Origin of the sequence: Chitinophaga sp. sic0106 (assembly GCF_019219075.1) — a bacterium.
Classification (GTDB): domain Bacteria; phylum Bacteroidota; class Bacteroidia; order Chitinophagales; family Chitinophagaceae; genus Chitinophaga.
Genome location: NZ_JAHUWJ010000006.1, coordinates 1 through 16,118, shown reverse-complemented (window position 1 = coordinate 16,118; position 16,118 = coordinate 1). Strand labels below are relative to the sequence as shown.

Annotated in this window: 14 protein-coding genes and 1 riboswitch; of the genes, 3 read left to right on the top strand and 11 right to left on the bottom strand. The window is 49.6% G+C overall.

The features are described 5' to 3' along the window. Positions 1–46 precede the first annotated feature (46 nt). The gene (locus tag KW844_RS10690; RefSeq protein ID WP_218376720.1) at positions 47–1,273 is read left to right on the top strand and encodes a dicarboxylate/amino acid:cation symporter; all 1,227 of its coding nucleotides are present in this window, start codon (positions 47–49) and stop codon (positions 1,271–1,273) included. Here KW844_RS10690 and KW844_RS10685 read toward each other — a convergent pair. From KW844_RS10685 to KW844_RS10675, 3 genes are all read right to left on the bottom strand, one after another. Then, a complete protein-coding gene (locus KW844_RS10685; protein WP_218376719.1) occupies positions 1,270–2,460 on the bottom strand; it encodes a PLP-dependent aspartate aminotransferase family protein in 1,191 nt (396 codons plus the stop codon). The genes KW844_RS10690 and KW844_RS10685 overlap by 4 nt on opposite strands. Before the next feature lie 171 nt (positions 2,461–2,631). After that, positions 2,632–2,737, bottom strand: a riboswitch (SAM riboswitch). Positions 2,738–2,816: 79 nt separating this feature from the next. Next, positions 2,817–3,761: an NAD-dependent epimerase/dehydratase family protein gene (locus KW844_RS10680; RefSeq protein WP_218376718.1), complete on the bottom strand. Its 945-nt coding sequence runs from the start codon at positions 3,759–3,761 to the stop codon at positions 2,817–2,819. Between the two features lie 170 nt (positions 3,762–3,931). Continuing rightward, complete coding sequence (locus tag KW844_RS10675) at positions 3,932–5,191, bottom strand: YdcF family protein (protein WP_218376717.1); 1,260 nt, start codon at positions 5,189–5,191, stop codon at positions 3,932–3,934. Positions 5,192–5,420: 229 nt separating this feature from the next. On the opposite strand from KW844_RS10675, the gene KW844_RS10670 reads away from it, so the two are divergent. Further along, on the top strand, positions 5,421–7,547 hold the full coding sequence (locus KW844_RS10670; protein ID WP_218376716.1) for an ATP-binding protein: 2,127 nt from the start codon (positions 5,421–5,423) through the stop codon (positions 7,545–7,547). A gap of 6 nt (positions 7,548–7,553) precedes the next feature. Here the strand turns inward: KW844_RS10670 and KW844_RS10665 are convergent, their stop codons facing one another. The 8 genes from KW844_RS10665 to KW844_RS10630 form a co-directional block, all read right to left on the bottom strand. Further along, positions 7,554–7,793 (bottom strand): hypothetical protein, encoded by a 240-nt coding sequence (locus KW844_RS10665; RefSeq protein WP_218376715.1) that lies wholly within the window; start codon positions 7,791–7,793, stop codon positions 7,554–7,556. Positions 7,794–7,842: 49 nt separating this feature from the next. Further along, a complete protein-coding gene (locus KW844_RS10660) occupies positions 7,843–8,130 on the bottom strand; it encodes a hypothetical protein (protein ID WP_218376714.1) in 288 nt (95 codons plus the stop codon). A gap of 6 nt (positions 8,131–8,136) precedes the next feature. Beyond that, positions 8,137–8,436, bottom strand: coding sequence for a hypothetical protein (locus KW844_RS10655; RefSeq protein ID WP_218376713.1), 300 nt, complete (start codon positions 8,434–8,436; stop codon positions 8,137–8,139). Between the two features lie 120 nt (positions 8,437–8,556). Beyond that, a complete protein-coding gene (locus KW844_RS10650; RefSeq protein ID WP_218376712.1) occupies positions 8,557–9,441 on the bottom strand; it encodes a hypothetical protein in 885 nt (294 codons plus the stop codon). A gap of 179 nt (positions 9,442–9,620) precedes the next feature. After that, the gene (locus tag KW844_RS10645) at positions 9,621–10,643 is read right to left on the bottom strand and encodes a histidinol-phosphate transaminase (protein ID WP_218376711.1); all 1,023 of its coding nucleotides are present in this window, start codon (positions 10,641–10,643) and stop codon (positions 9,621–9,623) included. A gap of 10 nt (positions 10,644–10,653) precedes the next feature. Beyond that, positions 10,654–12,114, bottom strand: coding sequence for a cobyric acid synthase (locus KW844_RS10640; RefSeq protein WP_255578341.1), 1,461 nt, complete (start codon positions 12,112–12,114; stop codon positions 10,654–10,656). 25 nt (positions 12,115–12,139) lie between these two features. Then, a complete protein-coding gene (locus KW844_RS10635; RefSeq protein ID WP_218376710.1) occupies positions 12,140–14,089 on the bottom strand; it encodes a M1 family metallopeptidase in 1,950 nt (649 codons plus the stop codon). A gap of 203 nt (positions 14,090–14,292) precedes the next feature. Next, entirely contained in the window at positions 14,293–14,868 is a 576-nt protein-coding gene (locus KW844_RS10630; protein WP_218376709.1) for an HdeD family acid-resistance protein, read from the bottom strand. 160 nt (positions 14,869–15,028) lie between these two features. Between KW844_RS10630 and KW844_RS10625 the strand changes: the two genes are divergently transcribed. Continuing rightward, positions 15,029–15,940, top strand: coding sequence for an acyl-CoA desaturase (locus KW844_RS10625; RefSeq protein WP_218376708.1), 912 nt, complete (start codon positions 15,029–15,031; stop codon positions 15,938–15,940). Positions 15,941–16,118 lie beyond the last annotated feature (178 nt).

The following is a 16,118-nucleotide window of genomic DNA, read 5'->3' as shown; positions in this document are numbered from 1 at the left end:
GCATGTTAAGAATTACCGCTAAATTGTATGCTGAAAATTATCCTGCATGGGTTTCCTCAAAAATTACAGCCATGTACTGTGGCTGCTCGGCGGCATCATGGCCGGTAGTATTCTCGGATTGGTACTGGGCGAGCGCGTAACGGCGCTAAAACCTATCGGTGACATCTTCCTGAATCTCCTGTTTACCGCTATTATTCCCCTTGTATTTTTTGCTATTTCCAATGCTATTGCTCAGGTAGATGCTGGTAAAAAGTTGGGCAGCATACTTGGCGTAATGTCGGTAGTTTTCCTTTGTACGCTGCTGATCGCAGCTTTTTGCACCATCGTATGTGTATGGCTGTTTCCTATTCACCAGGAGGTGGTGTTAACGCATCAGGCGGGCGACATTTCCAACCCCGGCAATATTGGCCAGCAGCTGACGCAGCTGCTAACAGTGGATGAATTTTACGCTTTGCTTTCCCGCAAAAACATGCTGCCTTTCATTATATTTTCCGTGATCACCGGTTTTGCAGCCATGCGCTCCGGCCCTGCCGGCGCCGGTTTCCGGCAGTTTCTCCATTCCGGCAATGAAGTGATGAAGCAGGTATTGCTGGTCATAATGAAAGCGGCACCCATTGGATTGGGTGCTTACTTTGCTTACCAGGTGGGAACATTGGGGCCTGAACTATTCGGTACCTATGCGCACTCGCTGGGCATCTACTATGGATTTGGCACGGTTTACTTTTTGGTTGGTTTCAGTTTTTATGCTTTTGTAGCCGGAGGTACCAGCGGGGTAAAGCGTTTCTGGAAAAATAATATAGTCCCTTCACTAACGGCAGTGGGAACCGGTAGCAGTATTGCCACCATTCCTTCCAACCTGGAAGCTGCTCCACGCATGGGCGTGCCCAACGATATCGCGAGTGTGGTAATACCACTGGGCGCAACGCTGCATAAAGATGGTTCCAGTATCAGCTCCATCATCAAAATGGCCGTGGTATTCGGCATGTACGGCAAGGCTTTCGATAATCCCCAGACCATACTGATGGCGCTGGGCGTAACGGTGATCGCCAGCATTGTAGAAGGAGGTATTCCTAATGGTGGTTATGTAGGTGAACTGTTGGTGATGAGTGTGTATGGCTTTCCGCCGGAGGCCCTGCCAGCACTCATGATCATCGGCACACTTGTAGATCCGCTGGCCACCATACTCAACGCCACCGGTGATAATGTGGCAGCCATGCTTACTACGCGGTTCCTGCGTGGTTCCCTGCAACCACCTACAGGTGATACAGCTTAGTTACTCGCAGCGGTAGCGGTAGCTGCCTGGGCTGCCTGTTGCACCGCCAGCTTGTCGAAAGCTTCGCGTAAATCTTCCAGCAGGTCACTGGTGTCTTCCAAACCAACAGATAAACGGATTAAACTATCACTCACGCCGGCGGCTCTACGTTTTTCATCCGGGATGGATTTATGCGTCATAGCTGCGGGATGTGCTACCAGGCTTTTGATGCCACCCAGGCTCTCTGCCAGTTTAAAATATTTAGTAGCCGTTACAAACGTAGTAGCTGCGGCCACAGTATCTTCCTTCAATGTAAAAGAAATAATACCACCAAACCCTTTACTCTGGCGCTTTGCCAGCTCATGACCCGGATGCGATTTCAGACCCGGATAAAATACTTTATCCACCAGCGGATGCTGCTCCAGGAATTCGGCCAGGCGCTGCGCATTCTCATTGTGTACACGTATGCGCAAAGGCAATGTTTCAATACCACGTATCAGCAGAAAGCTGTCGAACGGCGACAACACGGCACCACAGGCATTCTGGTAAAACTTGATTTCCTGCGCAAGCTGCTCCGTTTTTGCAATCACTACGCCGGCAATAAGATCACTATGCCCTCCGAGGTACTTGGTAGCGCTGTGCACCACCAGGTCCGCTCCCAGCTCCAGCGGCTTTTGCAGGATAGGGGAAGCAAAAGTATTATCCACGCATAGCAGGATATGATGTGCTTTGGCCAATTTGGCTACCGCTTCAATATCTGAAATCTTTAAGGTAGGATTAGTGGGTGTTTCCAGCCATATCAGCCGGGTAGCCGGGGTGATAGCGTGGAAGATGGTCGACACGTCCGTAGTATCTACATAATGAACAGTGATACCAAATTTTTTGTAGACTTTATCGAATAACCGGAACGCACCTCCGTAGATATCATCCACGGCAATTATTTCATCACCGGATTTGAGCAGTTTGATCACTGCATCTATTGCTGCGAGGCCGCTGGCAAAGGCGGAAGCCCCTGCACCGCCTTCCAGGCCTGCAATAATTTTCTCTGCTGTTTCGCGGGTAGGGTTATTACTGCGTGCATAGTCATATCCTTTATTCACGCCAGGTGCATCCTGCACAAAGGTGGATGTCTGGTAGATTGGTACAGCAATAGCGCCGGTCTGAGGATCTACGGGAATCGAATGAATCAGTTGTGTGATAGTACTCATGGGAAAAAAGTTTTAAAAATGAATAATGGGCTCTTGCTGAGGTACTATCAAGCGGGCATACGGGGGCCTGCAGCTGTGTTTCGTTTGCGCACAGGCACAAAAAAAACTCATCTGACAGCCAGATGAGTTTTAATATGTTGATTCCGGAGAATACTGTAAAACTTTGAATCTGACTTATCTTTCCTCATATGATGAGGATGGATGCAGCACCTTTCACCGGGTGTGAAGGTTGCTAAGGTATCGACGGGCCATGTCCCTACTCCTTTCTTGATAAGTAACTTCTTAAAGAACTGATGCAAAGATACAGCGGAAAATCAATTCTCCAAATTTATTTCCTACAAAACTAGTAGACTAATCTACTTTTCAGCGGCTACAGTATCACGTATTCCTTGCTGGTAGCCGGTTGGCGTGTAGTTGAAAAATTTTTCAAATTTTCCGGAATTGAAGTGATACGGATAATTATTCTGGTAGAGCATTTCTACTATCTCTTTAACGGTGGTATCAAATATACCTGTAGCGCCCAGCATAAATTTGCCCAGGTTGAAATGTTTTGCTTTCACACCCATGGCGGTAGCGAACATTTGCACGTAGGCCTTTCCATCCGGCGCAGGGGCGGCGGTAGGCAGATGCCATACCTGGTTCCAGGATTCAGCCTGCTGCGATAATAAATACATACCATGGCCGGCATCCGGTGTATAGGTATAGCTATGCGGCATATCGTCGCGACCAATCCACATGGCGGCACTTTTCTTTTTGAAGCGCTCCATGATCATCAGGTTCAGAAAGCCCGTCTGATTGGCATGGGGACCGTAGAAGTCGGCCGCCCTGGCGATCGTAGCGTTGATATTACCCGCTTGTACTTCGTCCATCAGCTGGGTGGCAATTCTGGCACGCACGGCTCCTTTTTTACTGGCCGGGTTATACGGCGAGGACTCCAGCATCTGCCCTTCTACTAACCCATATGAATATACGTTATCGAAAAACAGGAGTTTGGCGCCGTTAGCTTTGCAGGCACGAATCACATTGTCCATGATGGCCGGCCAGGCAACTGACCATACTTTAATATCATATTTGAGTCCGGCGCAAAGAATCACTACGTCTGAGCCCTGCACGGCGCGCAGCGTATCTGCTTCACTGGTGATATCGGCGGATACCAGGTCGGTAATACCGTAAATAGATTTCGGGTTACGGCTCACCAGGCGTACCCGGTGGTTGTTTGCGGTCAGATGTTTAGCGGTTTCGTTGGCGATTACACCATTGGCACCTAGGATGGTGTACAAGGGTTGGATAGTGGTTTCCATTATTAGTGCGTTTAAATAAAAGTAGCAAAAGGATTTGATTGTGATTTATCTTTTTTGCCCGTTTGCGTGTTGTTGATGAAGGTCGTTTCTCGTTCGCCTGCGGAGGACGGGAAACGATTGAGGCGATACCTTCGGTCTCGCCTCTGGCAAATAAAGTACAGTCGCAGGCATCAAGGATCTAGCGGATCACGACTATCTGCCTGCAATGAATTCAAATCGGGCAAATAAGAAATACTCGTTTCACTGACATTCTGCGGCTTTATCATCGGCAGGTAACCGAGTTCCTGCCTGCAACGCAGTTCGAATAAACGGGTGCTGATGTAGGTGAGATGCATATTGTCCGACACGCAGAGTACGCGTTTATCAACCGGCATTCCGGAGCGATAGATGAGTCGGTTGGCGTTTCGGATATTGGTGGTGGTATGGCGCGCGTAAGGCTCTGCAATCACCGCATTATCGGGCATTCCCAGGCTATCTACCAGGTACTTCTTCATTTCGAGCGCTTCTGCAAACGGCGTGAGGAAGGGATGTACATGACCACCGGAAACAATGATAAAAGGCGCGAGCCCCTGCTTATACGCTGCTACACCGGATTTACAACGGAGCTTACCCGCATCACTGATATTACTCTTATTGCCCGGCCCTGCGCCCAGGATCAGGATGGCCGTATACGCAAACTTTTTCCAGTGAATGGATTTGATGGTGGCGTAGGCCGACTGGTTGAGGTTGGACATGGGCTCATACCTGCCGGCTTCATCGTGGCGATTGAGCGAAAGCAGCGCCAGTGCCAGGTCCAGCGAAGGTTCAAAAAAGAGGTTGGTTTTAAGGTCTTCAGACTGGAGCTTGTCCAGCACGCTGTTTACGCTGGCGTAGTAGTCGGGCGATTTCACCCAGTACGCTGCCGAATCGATGTTGGGGTAGCGGAAGCCCTTACCTTTCGTATAGGCGTCAATGATATAGTTTACCCCTTTGGCGGCGTCCTGCCAGGCTTGTGTTAAAAGTGCCGTATCACTCATACGGTTGTACAACTGAAACAGGCCGCTGTTGCGCATGGTGTGAATCAACGGACTCATAGCCGTCTGCTCCTGTTGCAACAGTTCGTTCAGGCGGTAGCCGATGCCCGCCACCTCTTCATTGGAAAACAGGAAAGGCCTCACCAGGCCGTTGGCATCTTTTACATCCGCATGCACGGGGCCCGCAAGGTGTTCGCTGAATGATTTCGAAATGTTTTGCAGATACGCGTCCTGCACGATGACTTTCCGGACGGCAGGCATTTTCTCTATCAGGGTGAATAAGTAGAAATTTCTGTCCTGAACAGCATTGGCACCGGAGAAAAAGGTGTAATGCGGATCAGGCCTGGCCATTTGCGCCTGCGAGGCAAAGGTCGCCAGGAGGAAGGATACAGTTAATAATCTTCTGAAATAATGCATATACAAGATTACAAGATATTTCTTCAATTATAACCTAAGGATTTCAAATTTGTTCAATTCATAATCTAACAAAATATTATAATACATCATTTAGACTAATGCATAAAATACTTATAGCTAAGTAACTGCAAAACAATAATTTATCATGAAAATCAGATTATAATCAACCATTGAAAACCCTTAATTTTAGCTCAAAATACGATAGCAGCCAAGCGCCAAACACCCAAGCATGCACAATAACCACGAGCGAAAAACATTTGTCCGTTTTGCCGTCCTGATCCTGTTGGTACTGATATTAGTAAGCCTGTTTATGCTGTTGTTTTTACGGAAGCGTACCTCACAGCAACTAAGTCACACTATCCGGGAAATGGGAACGGTAATGATCAGTCCTGTGCACCTGGATAATGCCATGCGATTGTTGTACCGTGCGGATAACAACTTCAGATTATATACGGTTACCTGGGATAAACAGTTTTATACCCGCTACCAGCAAGAGCTCAATGGGCTCAGCCAGGAGCTGGATACGCTACTGACAGACAGTATCAGCAACGGCGCCATTCACCGGCTGCTGGCAGGAAAAGCCGAAAAGATGCGGGTGTTTATTGCCTGCCGTGAAAAGCTGGACACCCTGCTGGCATTGCAACAGGCCTATGTGCCGCCGGCGGTATCGCTGCCGGAACGGGTGATGGGCGCCATTAACAAACAAGCCCGCTCACATACAGATACCGTAGTTACCACCAGCGAAGTAACCACCCGGAGTAAAAAGAAATTGTTTGGGAGATTAAAAGACGCCATTGCCAACAAGCCCGCTGCACAACAACAGCGCAGCCAGGTAAATGTAGTCCACCATAATAACCCTGCCGCCGGCAATGCGCAGCTGCAATATATGCAGTCGGCCTACGACCAGCTATTCACCGACGCTGCCAAAACACAGCGCAGCATGAACAGCGCCGAGCAGGACCTCGTGCTGGGCAGCACGCGTATTTTCGCGGCGCTGGACTCCCTCCTGCAACAAGCCCGGGAAAACATCCTCATCGCCGCCGGCGAGCAACGGCTGGCACAACAGGCGGCCGCCACCGGCGCTGTACAACGCATCTGGCAACAGAGCTACTGGGAAATCCCCCTGGTGCTGCTGCTGGCAGGATTGATCGTGTACGGTATTATGCGGCTGTATCGCTACGACCTCGCCCTGCTGCGCAGTCAGCAACAGGCGGAGCGGCTGGCGCGACAAAAATCCGAATTCGCTGCCACCATCAGTCATGAACTACGTACCCCTATTCATAGCGTGCTCGGCTACACGCAGCAACTGAAGCAGGAATATAAACCAGAAACGGTGTCGGCTATACGTACCGGTGCCGAAATGCTGCTGCAGGTGGTCAATAACGTATTGGACTATACGAAAATAGAAACCCATAAACTCGTATTAAAACAGGAGAAATTTTCGCCCAGAGCCGCCATTGAGGAAGTTTGTAACACCTTGCTGGTACAGGCGGAGATGAAAAACCTGCAAATGACGGTCAACATCTACTTCCCTACTACCCTGCTGGTTTGCGGAGATGCCTTCCGGCTCAAACAGGTAATCACCAACCTGGTGGCCAATGCCATCAAATACACGGAAACCGGGGATATTACCATCACCGCTTCCATGCGACAAACAGACAACGCTGCCAACCTGATGGAGGTAGCCGTCACCGATACCGGTATCGGTATTCATAACCGCGACCTGCCCCAGCTCTTCGACGCCTTTACCCAGGCGGGCACCCCGGACACCTCGTTTGTAAAAGCTGCCGGCAGCGGGCTGGGACTCCATATCGCTAAAAAAATCATTGACCTGCACCAAGGAAAGATCTACGTGAAAAGCATTCACGGTAAAGGGTCTACTTTCTATTTTGAGATAAAATACCCACCGGTGGAGCATACGCCCGCCACCCGGAAAGTGACTGTACCGGTCAACATAGGCGACCTGGAGCGCCATAGCGCACTTACGCGGATACTGGTGGTAGAAGATAGTGTACTGAATCAGAAATTGCTATCGCTCATGCTGGACCGCATGCAGGTGCATTACAAAGTGGTATCCAATGCAGAAGAAGGGCTGATTGCCTTTGATACGTTCCGGTTTGATATTGTGCTGACAGACATAGACCTGCCGGGCATGGACGGGTTAGCCATGGCGCAGGCAATGAGGAACTGGCCGGACAAGGATAAGGCGGCAGTTACCATTATAGCTATTACAGGTAATGTGTTGGAAGAAGACCTGGCATTATACCTCAAGTCGGGCTTCAGTGACTACATCATGAAACCATATCGTGAAGAGGATATCCTGGAAAAGTTACAGCTTTTCGGGATGCCGGTATAGGCTTGCTTACCTTTTACCCAGCTGCGCAAAAAAGCCGGTGATTTCATCGGCGATTTTATTGAGCAGCCCCATATTCAGGCGGTGTCCGGCATCGGTGGCACCTGGTGCACGCATATAACCGTCGTCGTCCATTTCCAGCATAATTTCTTCCCCGTTCACATCTACGGCAAAGCGTTCGTGATCTGGAGTACCGGCGGGTTTTACATAAAAGCGGCCGAAGGGCGTTTTGATCATAAATGGCTGCATATACTAGTATTTTAGGGTTATTCAACGCAAATGGCAGGCCAGGGGAAAATCAGGACGACAAGAAGTTATAGTATTTGTACCATACATCTTCAAACTCTTTCTGAGAAAGGATTTCCGCTACCGGGCGCGACTTATCGTCCAGTCCGTCCGGTTGAGGCAATGGTTCCACACTGAGGGCTGTCCCTCCAAAATTAAAGGTACTGTCTGCGATGCCAAAACTACCGTCCGGATAGATTTCAATCTTCCTGCGTTCAAAGCGGCCGTCATCCAGTTCACTAAATTGGATTTCGGCACTGTCATCTTCCGGGTTTAACCAATATATTTTGACATACTGCATTGAGTATTAGATTTTTTCGAGCTTGCATTCCCATACCTGGTCATGCTGCTGGGGACTTTCAGAAATCACACCTTTGATTTTATAGGTGTGGCCTTCCTGTTGAATCTGGTCCCCTACCTGTGGTACACCGGCATCGTTGAACCGAACGGTAGCCATAATGCCGAACGACTTATAGCTGTTGATCTTGACGATGGCGGCAGAGCGTAGCACTGCAGGAATGGATTTCTTTCTGGAAGATACTTTGTAAATAAAGATAACTCCGCCTATGGCGGCAATGGTCAGGGTGGTCAGGAATAAAGGATTCACAATTTACCAGGTTTAGCAGTTGAACGTTGACTTAGGTCCAATCAAATTAAGATTTTTTTCGCAGATTGTACCCAAATTTTCGTTAAATCCCTTATTGGCGCATACAGGCCGCTTGTAATGTCAAACCTGCTTTGACCCCTGCCGGTCTGCTTCTGCCATTTTACCGGCTGAAGAACCCGGCTCCGCTTCAAAAAACTCCAGCGGGTTATCGTATATAAAAGTATATCCCAACATTTTTTTCAACTTGGAATTGGACACGATCTTGTACGACTCGTCGTCCGGGGTTTTGCGCCTGGGACGCAGAAAGCCATAATGCGCAGCCGCTGCCACATGGTAGTTAAACTTCATCGGATGTGAACTGGCGCAGGCGTTAAACACTTCGTTCCAGCAATCCTTTTCCAGCACGGCAGCAATTACGCCCAGGCAATCCAGCCGATGAATAAGGTTTAGGGGCATATCCTGGCCTTTTGCTTCGTTTACCTTCCTTTGGGTGGTTGGCATACGATCGTAGCCAGCAAGGCCTCCAAATCGCAACACAACGGTATCCCAGGCGGTTGCCTGCATCAGCAACTGCTCTGCTTTGAGCAGCGCCAGGCCGTTGGGCGTATCAGGCAACTTCGTACATTCCTCCGTTACCTTATCGTTTACGTTCGGGTATACAGAGGTAGAACTGATAAAAATAACTTTTCCAATACGGGTGGTACGCAGGTGACCAACCAGTGTGGTCATCTCCTCTACAAACGCGCCTTCTCCTCTTTGCATACGTGGGGGCACGTCTATGATAAGTACATCTGCATCCCAGAATTCAGGATCAGCCGTCATCTTCGTTTCTTCCAGCTTTACCAGGCACCCCTGTACGCCCAACCGGTTCATTTCCTCCACGCCGGCAGCCGTAGTTCTGGACCCTTTCACGCGATAGCCTGCTGCCTGCAAATGCAGCGCCAGCGGCTTTCCTACCCAGCCACATCCCAAAATGCTTATCGAGGGAAACTTTGAATTATACATGGTTTAGCTTACTTGTCTCCTGTAAATATGATTCAAAACAAAGATCATCATTTTCCCGGGAAGTAACTCCGCTGTTCAGATTTCCTGATACAATTTATAACTTTTGACAGATCTATTTAGTTCAGTAGCACCGGAATTCTCCGGAGTTTTTGATATATAACGTTTATGAATATACGGGCTTATTGGAATGCCCATTTCCTGAGTGCGGTGAACAGTAATTTGTTGTCTTTTTCCTGTTGACAGGCAACTCTGCAAAATCCATTGGAGAGTCCCTCAATATTGGAGGCGTCCCTGATAAGAATGCCGTATTTGTCGATCAGCCACGACTTCAATTCCGCCGCCGTACCGGTCAATGTTTCAAATAAAAAATAATGCGTATACGTGGGGTAGACTTTCAGCTCCGGTATTGTTTTCAGCTTTTCTCTCAGTTGAAAAGCATCGCCAAGCAGGTTATCCAGCGGAAAATCAAATATGGCAGGATTTGTAATTAAAAAGGTGCCGGCCGCCAAAGCCAGCTGATTGATGGCCCAGGGCATCTGAAAAGCGCGCACCTTATCCAGCAAGGCCTTTTGTCCGGCTATATAACCGAAGCGCAAGCCAGGAAAGCAGGCGGCTTTGGTAGGCGAACGCAGGATCAGCAGGTTGGGCAGGCGATGCAAATGTGGCAGCAGGGAAGTTGTTTCACGGGTAAACTGGATATAGGCCTCGTCCACCACAAAGATGCGTTTACGGTTGGCTGTAATCAGCTGCTGGAGCTGATCGCCGGGATATACTTGTCCGCCGGGATTATTCGGATTACAGATAAAAAAGATATCGGAGTCAATGTGAATGCCATCGGCCAGCCGATCCCAGTTAATGTAGCGCAGCTGGTGGCCAAAGAGGCGGCTGGCGTCCGCGTATTCGGGATAAGTGGGACCTACCACTGTGGTAGTAGCGCCGGCAAAGGCCTGCGCAATGAGGTAGATTCCCTGTGTGGCACCATCAGTGAGCAGGATATTGTCCGGCCCAACCTTCAGGTGCTTTTCCATCAGTTGCTGCAACCGTTCACCGGCTACCTGCGGGTAATGTCCGATTGTATCCAACATGCCCGCCAGGTGGGTTTTCAGCTCAGGCCGCAATCCGCCATACCAGAGGTTGCTGCTGAAATCAGCCACTATTTTTTTGTTGACCAGATATGCGTCATCCCCATGCCCTTGTTTCATAGTTTACAACTCATTGTTTTACCAATGAACTATAAACAGCATTTAGATCGAGATGTTCACGCATTAGGGCCGCCAATTTATCATACTGCTGCTGACGAAAAGCGGCATAGTCAAACCGGGTGCTGATCTGGCGGCCTATGCTATGAATCACCTGTTTTACCACCACCTCATTATCAAGAATACCGTGCAGGTAAGTACCCCAGCATTTTGCGGAACCCCAGTAACCGTCGGCACTTCCATCTCCCAAAATATTTACCGGGCACAACTCCCTGCCGGTAGTAGTACCCATATGAATTTCATAACCCACGCAGGTTTCCGGGTGCTCCCTGAAAGTAAAATACCGTTGTTTCGTAGTTTTTTCCTGCGCCAGTACAGTATTTACCGGCAATAATCCTAACCCTGCGACCTCTCTTATCTCCCCTTCTACCCCGTACGGATCAGCTACTGTGGCGCCCATCATCTGGTAGCCACCACAAATACCGATCACCGTTTTGCCTGCAGCCGCTGCCTGCATTACCGCCGAAGCCGTGCCGTTGCTGCGGATGGCCATTAAATCTCCAATCGTGTTTTTACTGCCCGGCAGGATCACCACGTCCGCTTTTATAATATCGGCGGGGTTATCGGTATAAAAGAGATTGATTTCCTCATACTTTTCCAAAGCATTGAAGTCGGTAAAATTGGACATATGCCGCAACAGCACCACCGCGATATTTACCTTGTCATGGGCCAGGCGTCTGTGTTTTGCTTCCAGCGATACCGAGTCTTCTTCTTCGATATGGATATCGCGAAAGTAGGGCAATACGCCGGTCACCGGCAGGCCGGTTAACTGTTCCAGCTGCCGGCGACCGTCCTCAAATAATTGAATATCTCCCCGGAATTTATTGATGATAATACCTTTCACGAGCGCTTTCTGCGCTGGCGGCAACAGTGCTAAAGTGCCATAGATACTGCCGAAGATACCGCCCCTGTCGATATCCGCCACCAGGTATACGTCCGCGTTGGCATGCATGGCCATGCGCATATTCACGATATCGCGGTCCCACAAATTGATTTCGGAAATACTGCCGGCGCCCTCCATCACCACCGGGTGATATCGGGCGGCCAGGCGATCGTAGGCAACGGTCACCTCCCTGAACAGTTCCAGGTGGTGCGCTGTGGTAAAGTATTCGGCGGCGGTGCGATTGCCGGCGGGCTTGCCATGCAGTACCAGCTGGGCCGACACATCGCTGCCCGGCTTGAGCAACACGGGATTCATGTCCGTACTGCAGGGTACGCCGGCGGCTTCGGCCTGCACGGCTTGTGCACGGCCGATCTCCAGCCCGTCGGGGGTCGCATAGCTGTTGAGCGACATATTCTGTGCCTTGAAAGGTGCCGGCGAATAGCCGTCCTGCCTGAATATGCGGCAAAAGCCTGCTGTGATCACACTTTTACCTACATCCGAAGCCGTGCCTACGATCATGATACTTTTCATCCGGCAAAAATAAAGGCTTCGTTTGTTATTTCTGCACTGTTGTATCGCCGGTTGCAGCTTCTTCCCAGGTATTATTTTTCAGGTTGAGATCCGGCAGCTGCCCTTCAGGGTCCAGCTGTACTTTCAGCAGTTTAGAGGTAGAAGCATACGGAATCGTCCAGGTGCTGCCGCGCTGCCATATTTCCACCGGGAGTTGAATGGTATTGGTTTTGCCATTGGCTTCCGTGATGGAGATAATTACCGGCATGGGCAGCTGGTTGTAATTCCGGATGGTGATTAGCGATCCTTGGGAAGGATCATCCTTGCGATAAGTGACTTTTTCAATTCCCTGATCCAGCTTCCAGTTGTTAAAGAACCAGCCCCGCCAGAACCAGCTGAGGTCTTCCCCGCTGCCGTTTTCTATGCTGCGGAAAAAATCATAGGGTGTCGGGTGTTTGAAGGCCCAGGCATCGATATACTTGCGGAAGGCGTAGTCGAACCGGTCTTTCCCGAGCACCACATTACGCAGCACCTGTAGTCCCATAGCGGGTTTATAATAGCCTGCCGTGCCGATGTAGCTTAATGCGATGACGTCCGGTGTGTTCATTAGTGGTTCTTCAAATTTGGAGAACATCCTGGGGGCTTGTTGCTGTACCGATGATTTCGTATAGTATTCACCGTTATTAAATTCCTGTGTGGCGATACCGTTGATGAAGGTATTGAATCCTTCGTCCATCCAGGCATACTTACGTTCGTTTGAGCCTACGATCATGGGAAACCAGTTGTGGCCGAACTCGTGGTTGGTAACGCCCCATAGGCCGCCATTGCTGGCCCTGTAGGAGCAGAACACGATGCCCGGGTATTCCATACCGCCTACCATACCGGCCACGTTGGTGGCTACCGGGTAAGTGTATGGATACCATTTTTCCGAGTAGTGTTCGATACAGCCCTTTACGTATTCGGTGGATCTTCCCCAGCCGCCGGTGCCGGCATTTTCTGCGATATAAACAGATTGCGCGAGCGCTTTTTTATTACCTGGCAGGTTAATACGGGCGGCATCCCAGATAAATGCTGCGGAGGCGGCCCAGGCTACGTCGCGGGCATTTTTGCAGGCGAAGCGCCAGGTGCGTGTACCCGTTGCCGTATTGGATTTCATGGCAACACTATCGCGTATGAATACCGTTTTATCACTGCTTTTAGCCGCGGCGAGCCGGGACTGTTCTTTGGCGGATAATACCTGCCCGGGGTTGGTCAGCTCGCCGGAACCGGCAACGATCATATTGGCCGGTGCGGTGATATTATAGGTAAAATCACCGTATTCCAGGTAGAACTCACCGCCGCCGAGGTAGGGCAGGTTATTCCACCCGAGCACATCGTCGTACACGGCCATGCGCGGGTACCACTGGGCTATTTCATACACCCAGCCGTTGCGCGATTTGAGGCGGCTGGTGCGGTCGATCCCATACTGCGGGATAGTATAGGCATAATCTATTTTCAGTTGCAGGGTGGCACCGGATTTGAGCGGTTCTGCCAGTCGCACCTGCATTCGGGTATCGGTAGTGATATAATTGGCTTCCGATTGTTTGCTGCCTTGAATTATTTTAACCGTGTTGAGTTCAAAGCCTTTAGTATAGTCTTTATTGGAGAAGCGTTCGTTACCTCCGGGAATGGTGGCGGTACCGCGGGAATCTTCCCGGAAGTGCTGCTGATCCAGCTGCAGCCAAAGGAATGGCAATGCCTGCGGGCTGTTGTTACGGTAAGTAATGGTAACGGTACCGGTAATACGGTGATTTACGGTATCCAAAGCAGCGTCGATGTTATAGTCGGCGGCATTTTGCCAGTATTTTGGGCCAGGTGCACCGTCGGCGGCGCGGTATTCGTTGCCGTTGCTGGTATAAAATAATGGCGCGAAAGCCTCGTGATGGTCATAAGCTGGCGACTGTGCGGAGGCTGCAGCGCTGGTGGCCAGCAGCATCAGCAGAAGTGGGTATTTCATTGTCATGTATGCGGTTGATTTTTGTCGGAGGTTAAATATACGAAGCGCAGGGATTCCTGCAAAGCTGCATAGGTGGCAAAAATTTTATCCAGTTTCTGCCTTCAGCAAGGCTTAATATAATTTAGGAGAGACCATTGGTCTCTCCTAAGATAAAATTTCAGGGAACAAAACGCAGGCCTGATATTATTTTTGGGAGATATTAATCACACCAGTTTCTTGAATTCCTTTTTCACATGACGGAGCCGGAATGCGAAAATGATGGCGAGCACGCCAGCCACCCAGAAGGAGGCGGCAACGATCCCCAGGATGGTGGCCACGCCCAGGGCGGGGTTGTCGAGGATAAACACGGACAGCATAATAAGAATGATCCCTCCTACGAGCAGCCATCCCCAGTTAGGCACTTTCTCCATGCTGAGCTGGATGGAAAATACAATCAGGCTGATACCGCGGAACAGGAACCAGAATCCCAGGAAGATGGGAATAACGGCCATACTCACGGCGGGGTAAATCATGAGCAGCAGCCCTACTACGAGATCGATAATGCCAGAGGCCAGCGACCATCCCCATCCATACATATGTTCCCGGTTGCTCACCGCGAAAATAATTTCAGCAAAACCGGACACAAAAAGGGTAACGGCGAAGAATATACTGAGCAGTACATAGCTGCTGAAGGGGTTGGAGAAGACTACGAACCCGGCGATGATGAAAATGATCCCATTGAGCAGGTACAGCCACCAGTATTTTACATTACTTCGGATCGCATTGAAGAGGTTAGACATAATATAATTATTTAATTAAAACTTGGTTTTCTGATACAACCCTAACACATCATAATGTAAAATGTTCAGCCGGGAGGTGATGGGAAGGCTAAATAACTTAACTTTGCGCGATCTGATTTAAATCATATTTATAACAAATTCTGGAAACTATCTTTGTGAGATGAACAAGGCGATTAAGCAACAGAGAGCACGGCCAAACTGGTGGGCTCAAGTAGATTTCCTGGGCATACATTTGGTGCCCTTTCTTGCATTTTTTACCGGCACAACAGCATTTGACTGGATATTGTGCGCGGCACTGTACGTAGTGCGTATGTTTTTTGTGACGGCGGGCTATCACCGCTATTTCTCGCATCGTGCATTTAAAACGTCGCGATTCTTTCAGTTTATTCTTGCAGGTGGTGCGCAAAGCAGTTTGCAGAAAGGCGCATTATGGTGGTCAGCCAATCACCGTATTCACCACAAACACAGTGACACACCGGAAGATCCACACTCTGCCAATATTTATGGCATCTGGTATGCGCATATCGGCTGGATTATGGGCCCGGAATATAAGCCTACCCGCTGGGATCTGATCAAGGATCACAAGGCGAAGGAACTGTTCTGGTTAAATAAATGGCATATGATTCCTGCGGTGGTACTGGCTGTTGCCGTGTATTTTGTAGGTAACAAGGTAAATGGTACCAGTTGGTTTGACTGGAGCGCAGGTTTATCTACCCTGTTCATCGGTTTCTTTGCCAGCACTATTTTCCTGTACCATGGTACTTTCACCATCAATTCCCTGATGCACAAAATTGGTAACCAGCGTTACAAAACCGGCGACCAATCCCGCAACAGTGTATGGCTGGCGCTGATCACCCTCGGCGAAGGATGGCACAACAACCACCACTACTATCAGAGTTCTGCACGTCAGGGTTTCTATTGGTGGGAAGTTGACATCTCCTATTATGTGTTAAAAACACTGAGCTTGTTTGGTATTGTATGGGAAATCCGTCCGGTACCTGCTAAAGTAAGGGAGAGCAATAAAATCAATCAGCTACAGGATGGAACACCTGCCAGTGAGGTAAGAGCATAGTTTCCGCTTAAACGAATAAAAAAGAGGTCGTCACGGTTATCCGCGACGACCTTTTTGTGTGCGCCAGGCATGGCGATCTGCTATAGGGTGCAAGTCCCGAACCCACTTTGTAGTAGGAAGGGTTAGCCAATAGCAAGGGTGTCGCGGGCGACTGCGAATCTGAAGGAAGCTGGCGGCA

Excerpts from the sequence above, each read along its gene's own strand:
- KW844_RS10635 (WP_218376710.1), bottom strand. The coding sequence starts at position 14,089 with ATGAAATACCCACTTCTGCTGATGCTGCTGGCCACCAGCGCTGCAGCC.
- KW844_RS10660 (WP_218376714.1), bottom strand. The coding sequence starts at position 8,130 with ATGCAGTATGTCAAAATATATTGGTTAAACCCGGAAGATGACAGTGCC.
- KW844_RS10690 (WP_218376720.1), top strand. The coding sequence starts at position 47 with ATGGGTTTCCTCAAAAATTACAGCCATGTACTGTGGCTGCTCGGCGGC.
- KW844_RS10630 (WP_218376709.1), bottom strand. The coding sequence starts at position 14,868 with ATGTCTAACCTCTTCAATGCGATCCGAAGTAATGTAAAATACTGGTGG.
- KW844_RS10665 (WP_218376715.1), bottom strand. The coding sequence starts at position 7,793 with ATGCAGCCATTTATGATCAAAACGCCCTTCGGCCGCTTTTATGTAAAA.
- KW844_RS10685 (WP_218376719.1), bottom strand. The coding sequence starts at position 2,460 with ATGAGTACTATCACACAACTGATTCATTCGATTCCCGTAGATCCTCAG.
- KW844_RS10625 (WP_218376708.1), top strand. The coding sequence starts at position 15,029 with ATGAACAAGGCGATTAAGCAACAGAGAGCACGGCCAAACTGGTGGGCT.
- KW844_RS10650 (WP_218376712.1), bottom strand. The coding sequence starts at position 9,441 with ATGTATAATTCAAAGTTTCCCTCGATAAGCATTTTGGGATGTGGCTGG.
- KW844_RS10645 (WP_218376711.1), bottom strand. The coding sequence starts at position 10,643 with ATGAAACAAGGGCATGGGGATGACGCATATCTGGTCAACAAAAAAATA.
- KW844_RS10670 (WP_218376716.1), top strand. The coding sequence starts at position 5,421 with ATGCACAATAACCACGAGCGAAAAACATTTGTCCGTTTTGCCGTCCTG.
- KW844_RS10675 (WP_218376717.1), bottom strand. The coding sequence starts at position 5,191 with ATGCATTATTTCAGAAGATTATTAACTGTATCCTTCCTCCTGGCGACC.
- KW844_RS10640 (WP_255578341.1), bottom strand. The coding sequence starts at position 12,114 with ATGAAAAGTATCATGATCGTAGGCACGGCTTCGGATGTAGGTAAAAGT.
- KW844_RS10680 (WP_218376718.1), bottom strand. The coding sequence starts at position 3,761 with ATGGAAACCACTATCCAACCCTTGTACACCATCCTAGGTGCCAATGGT.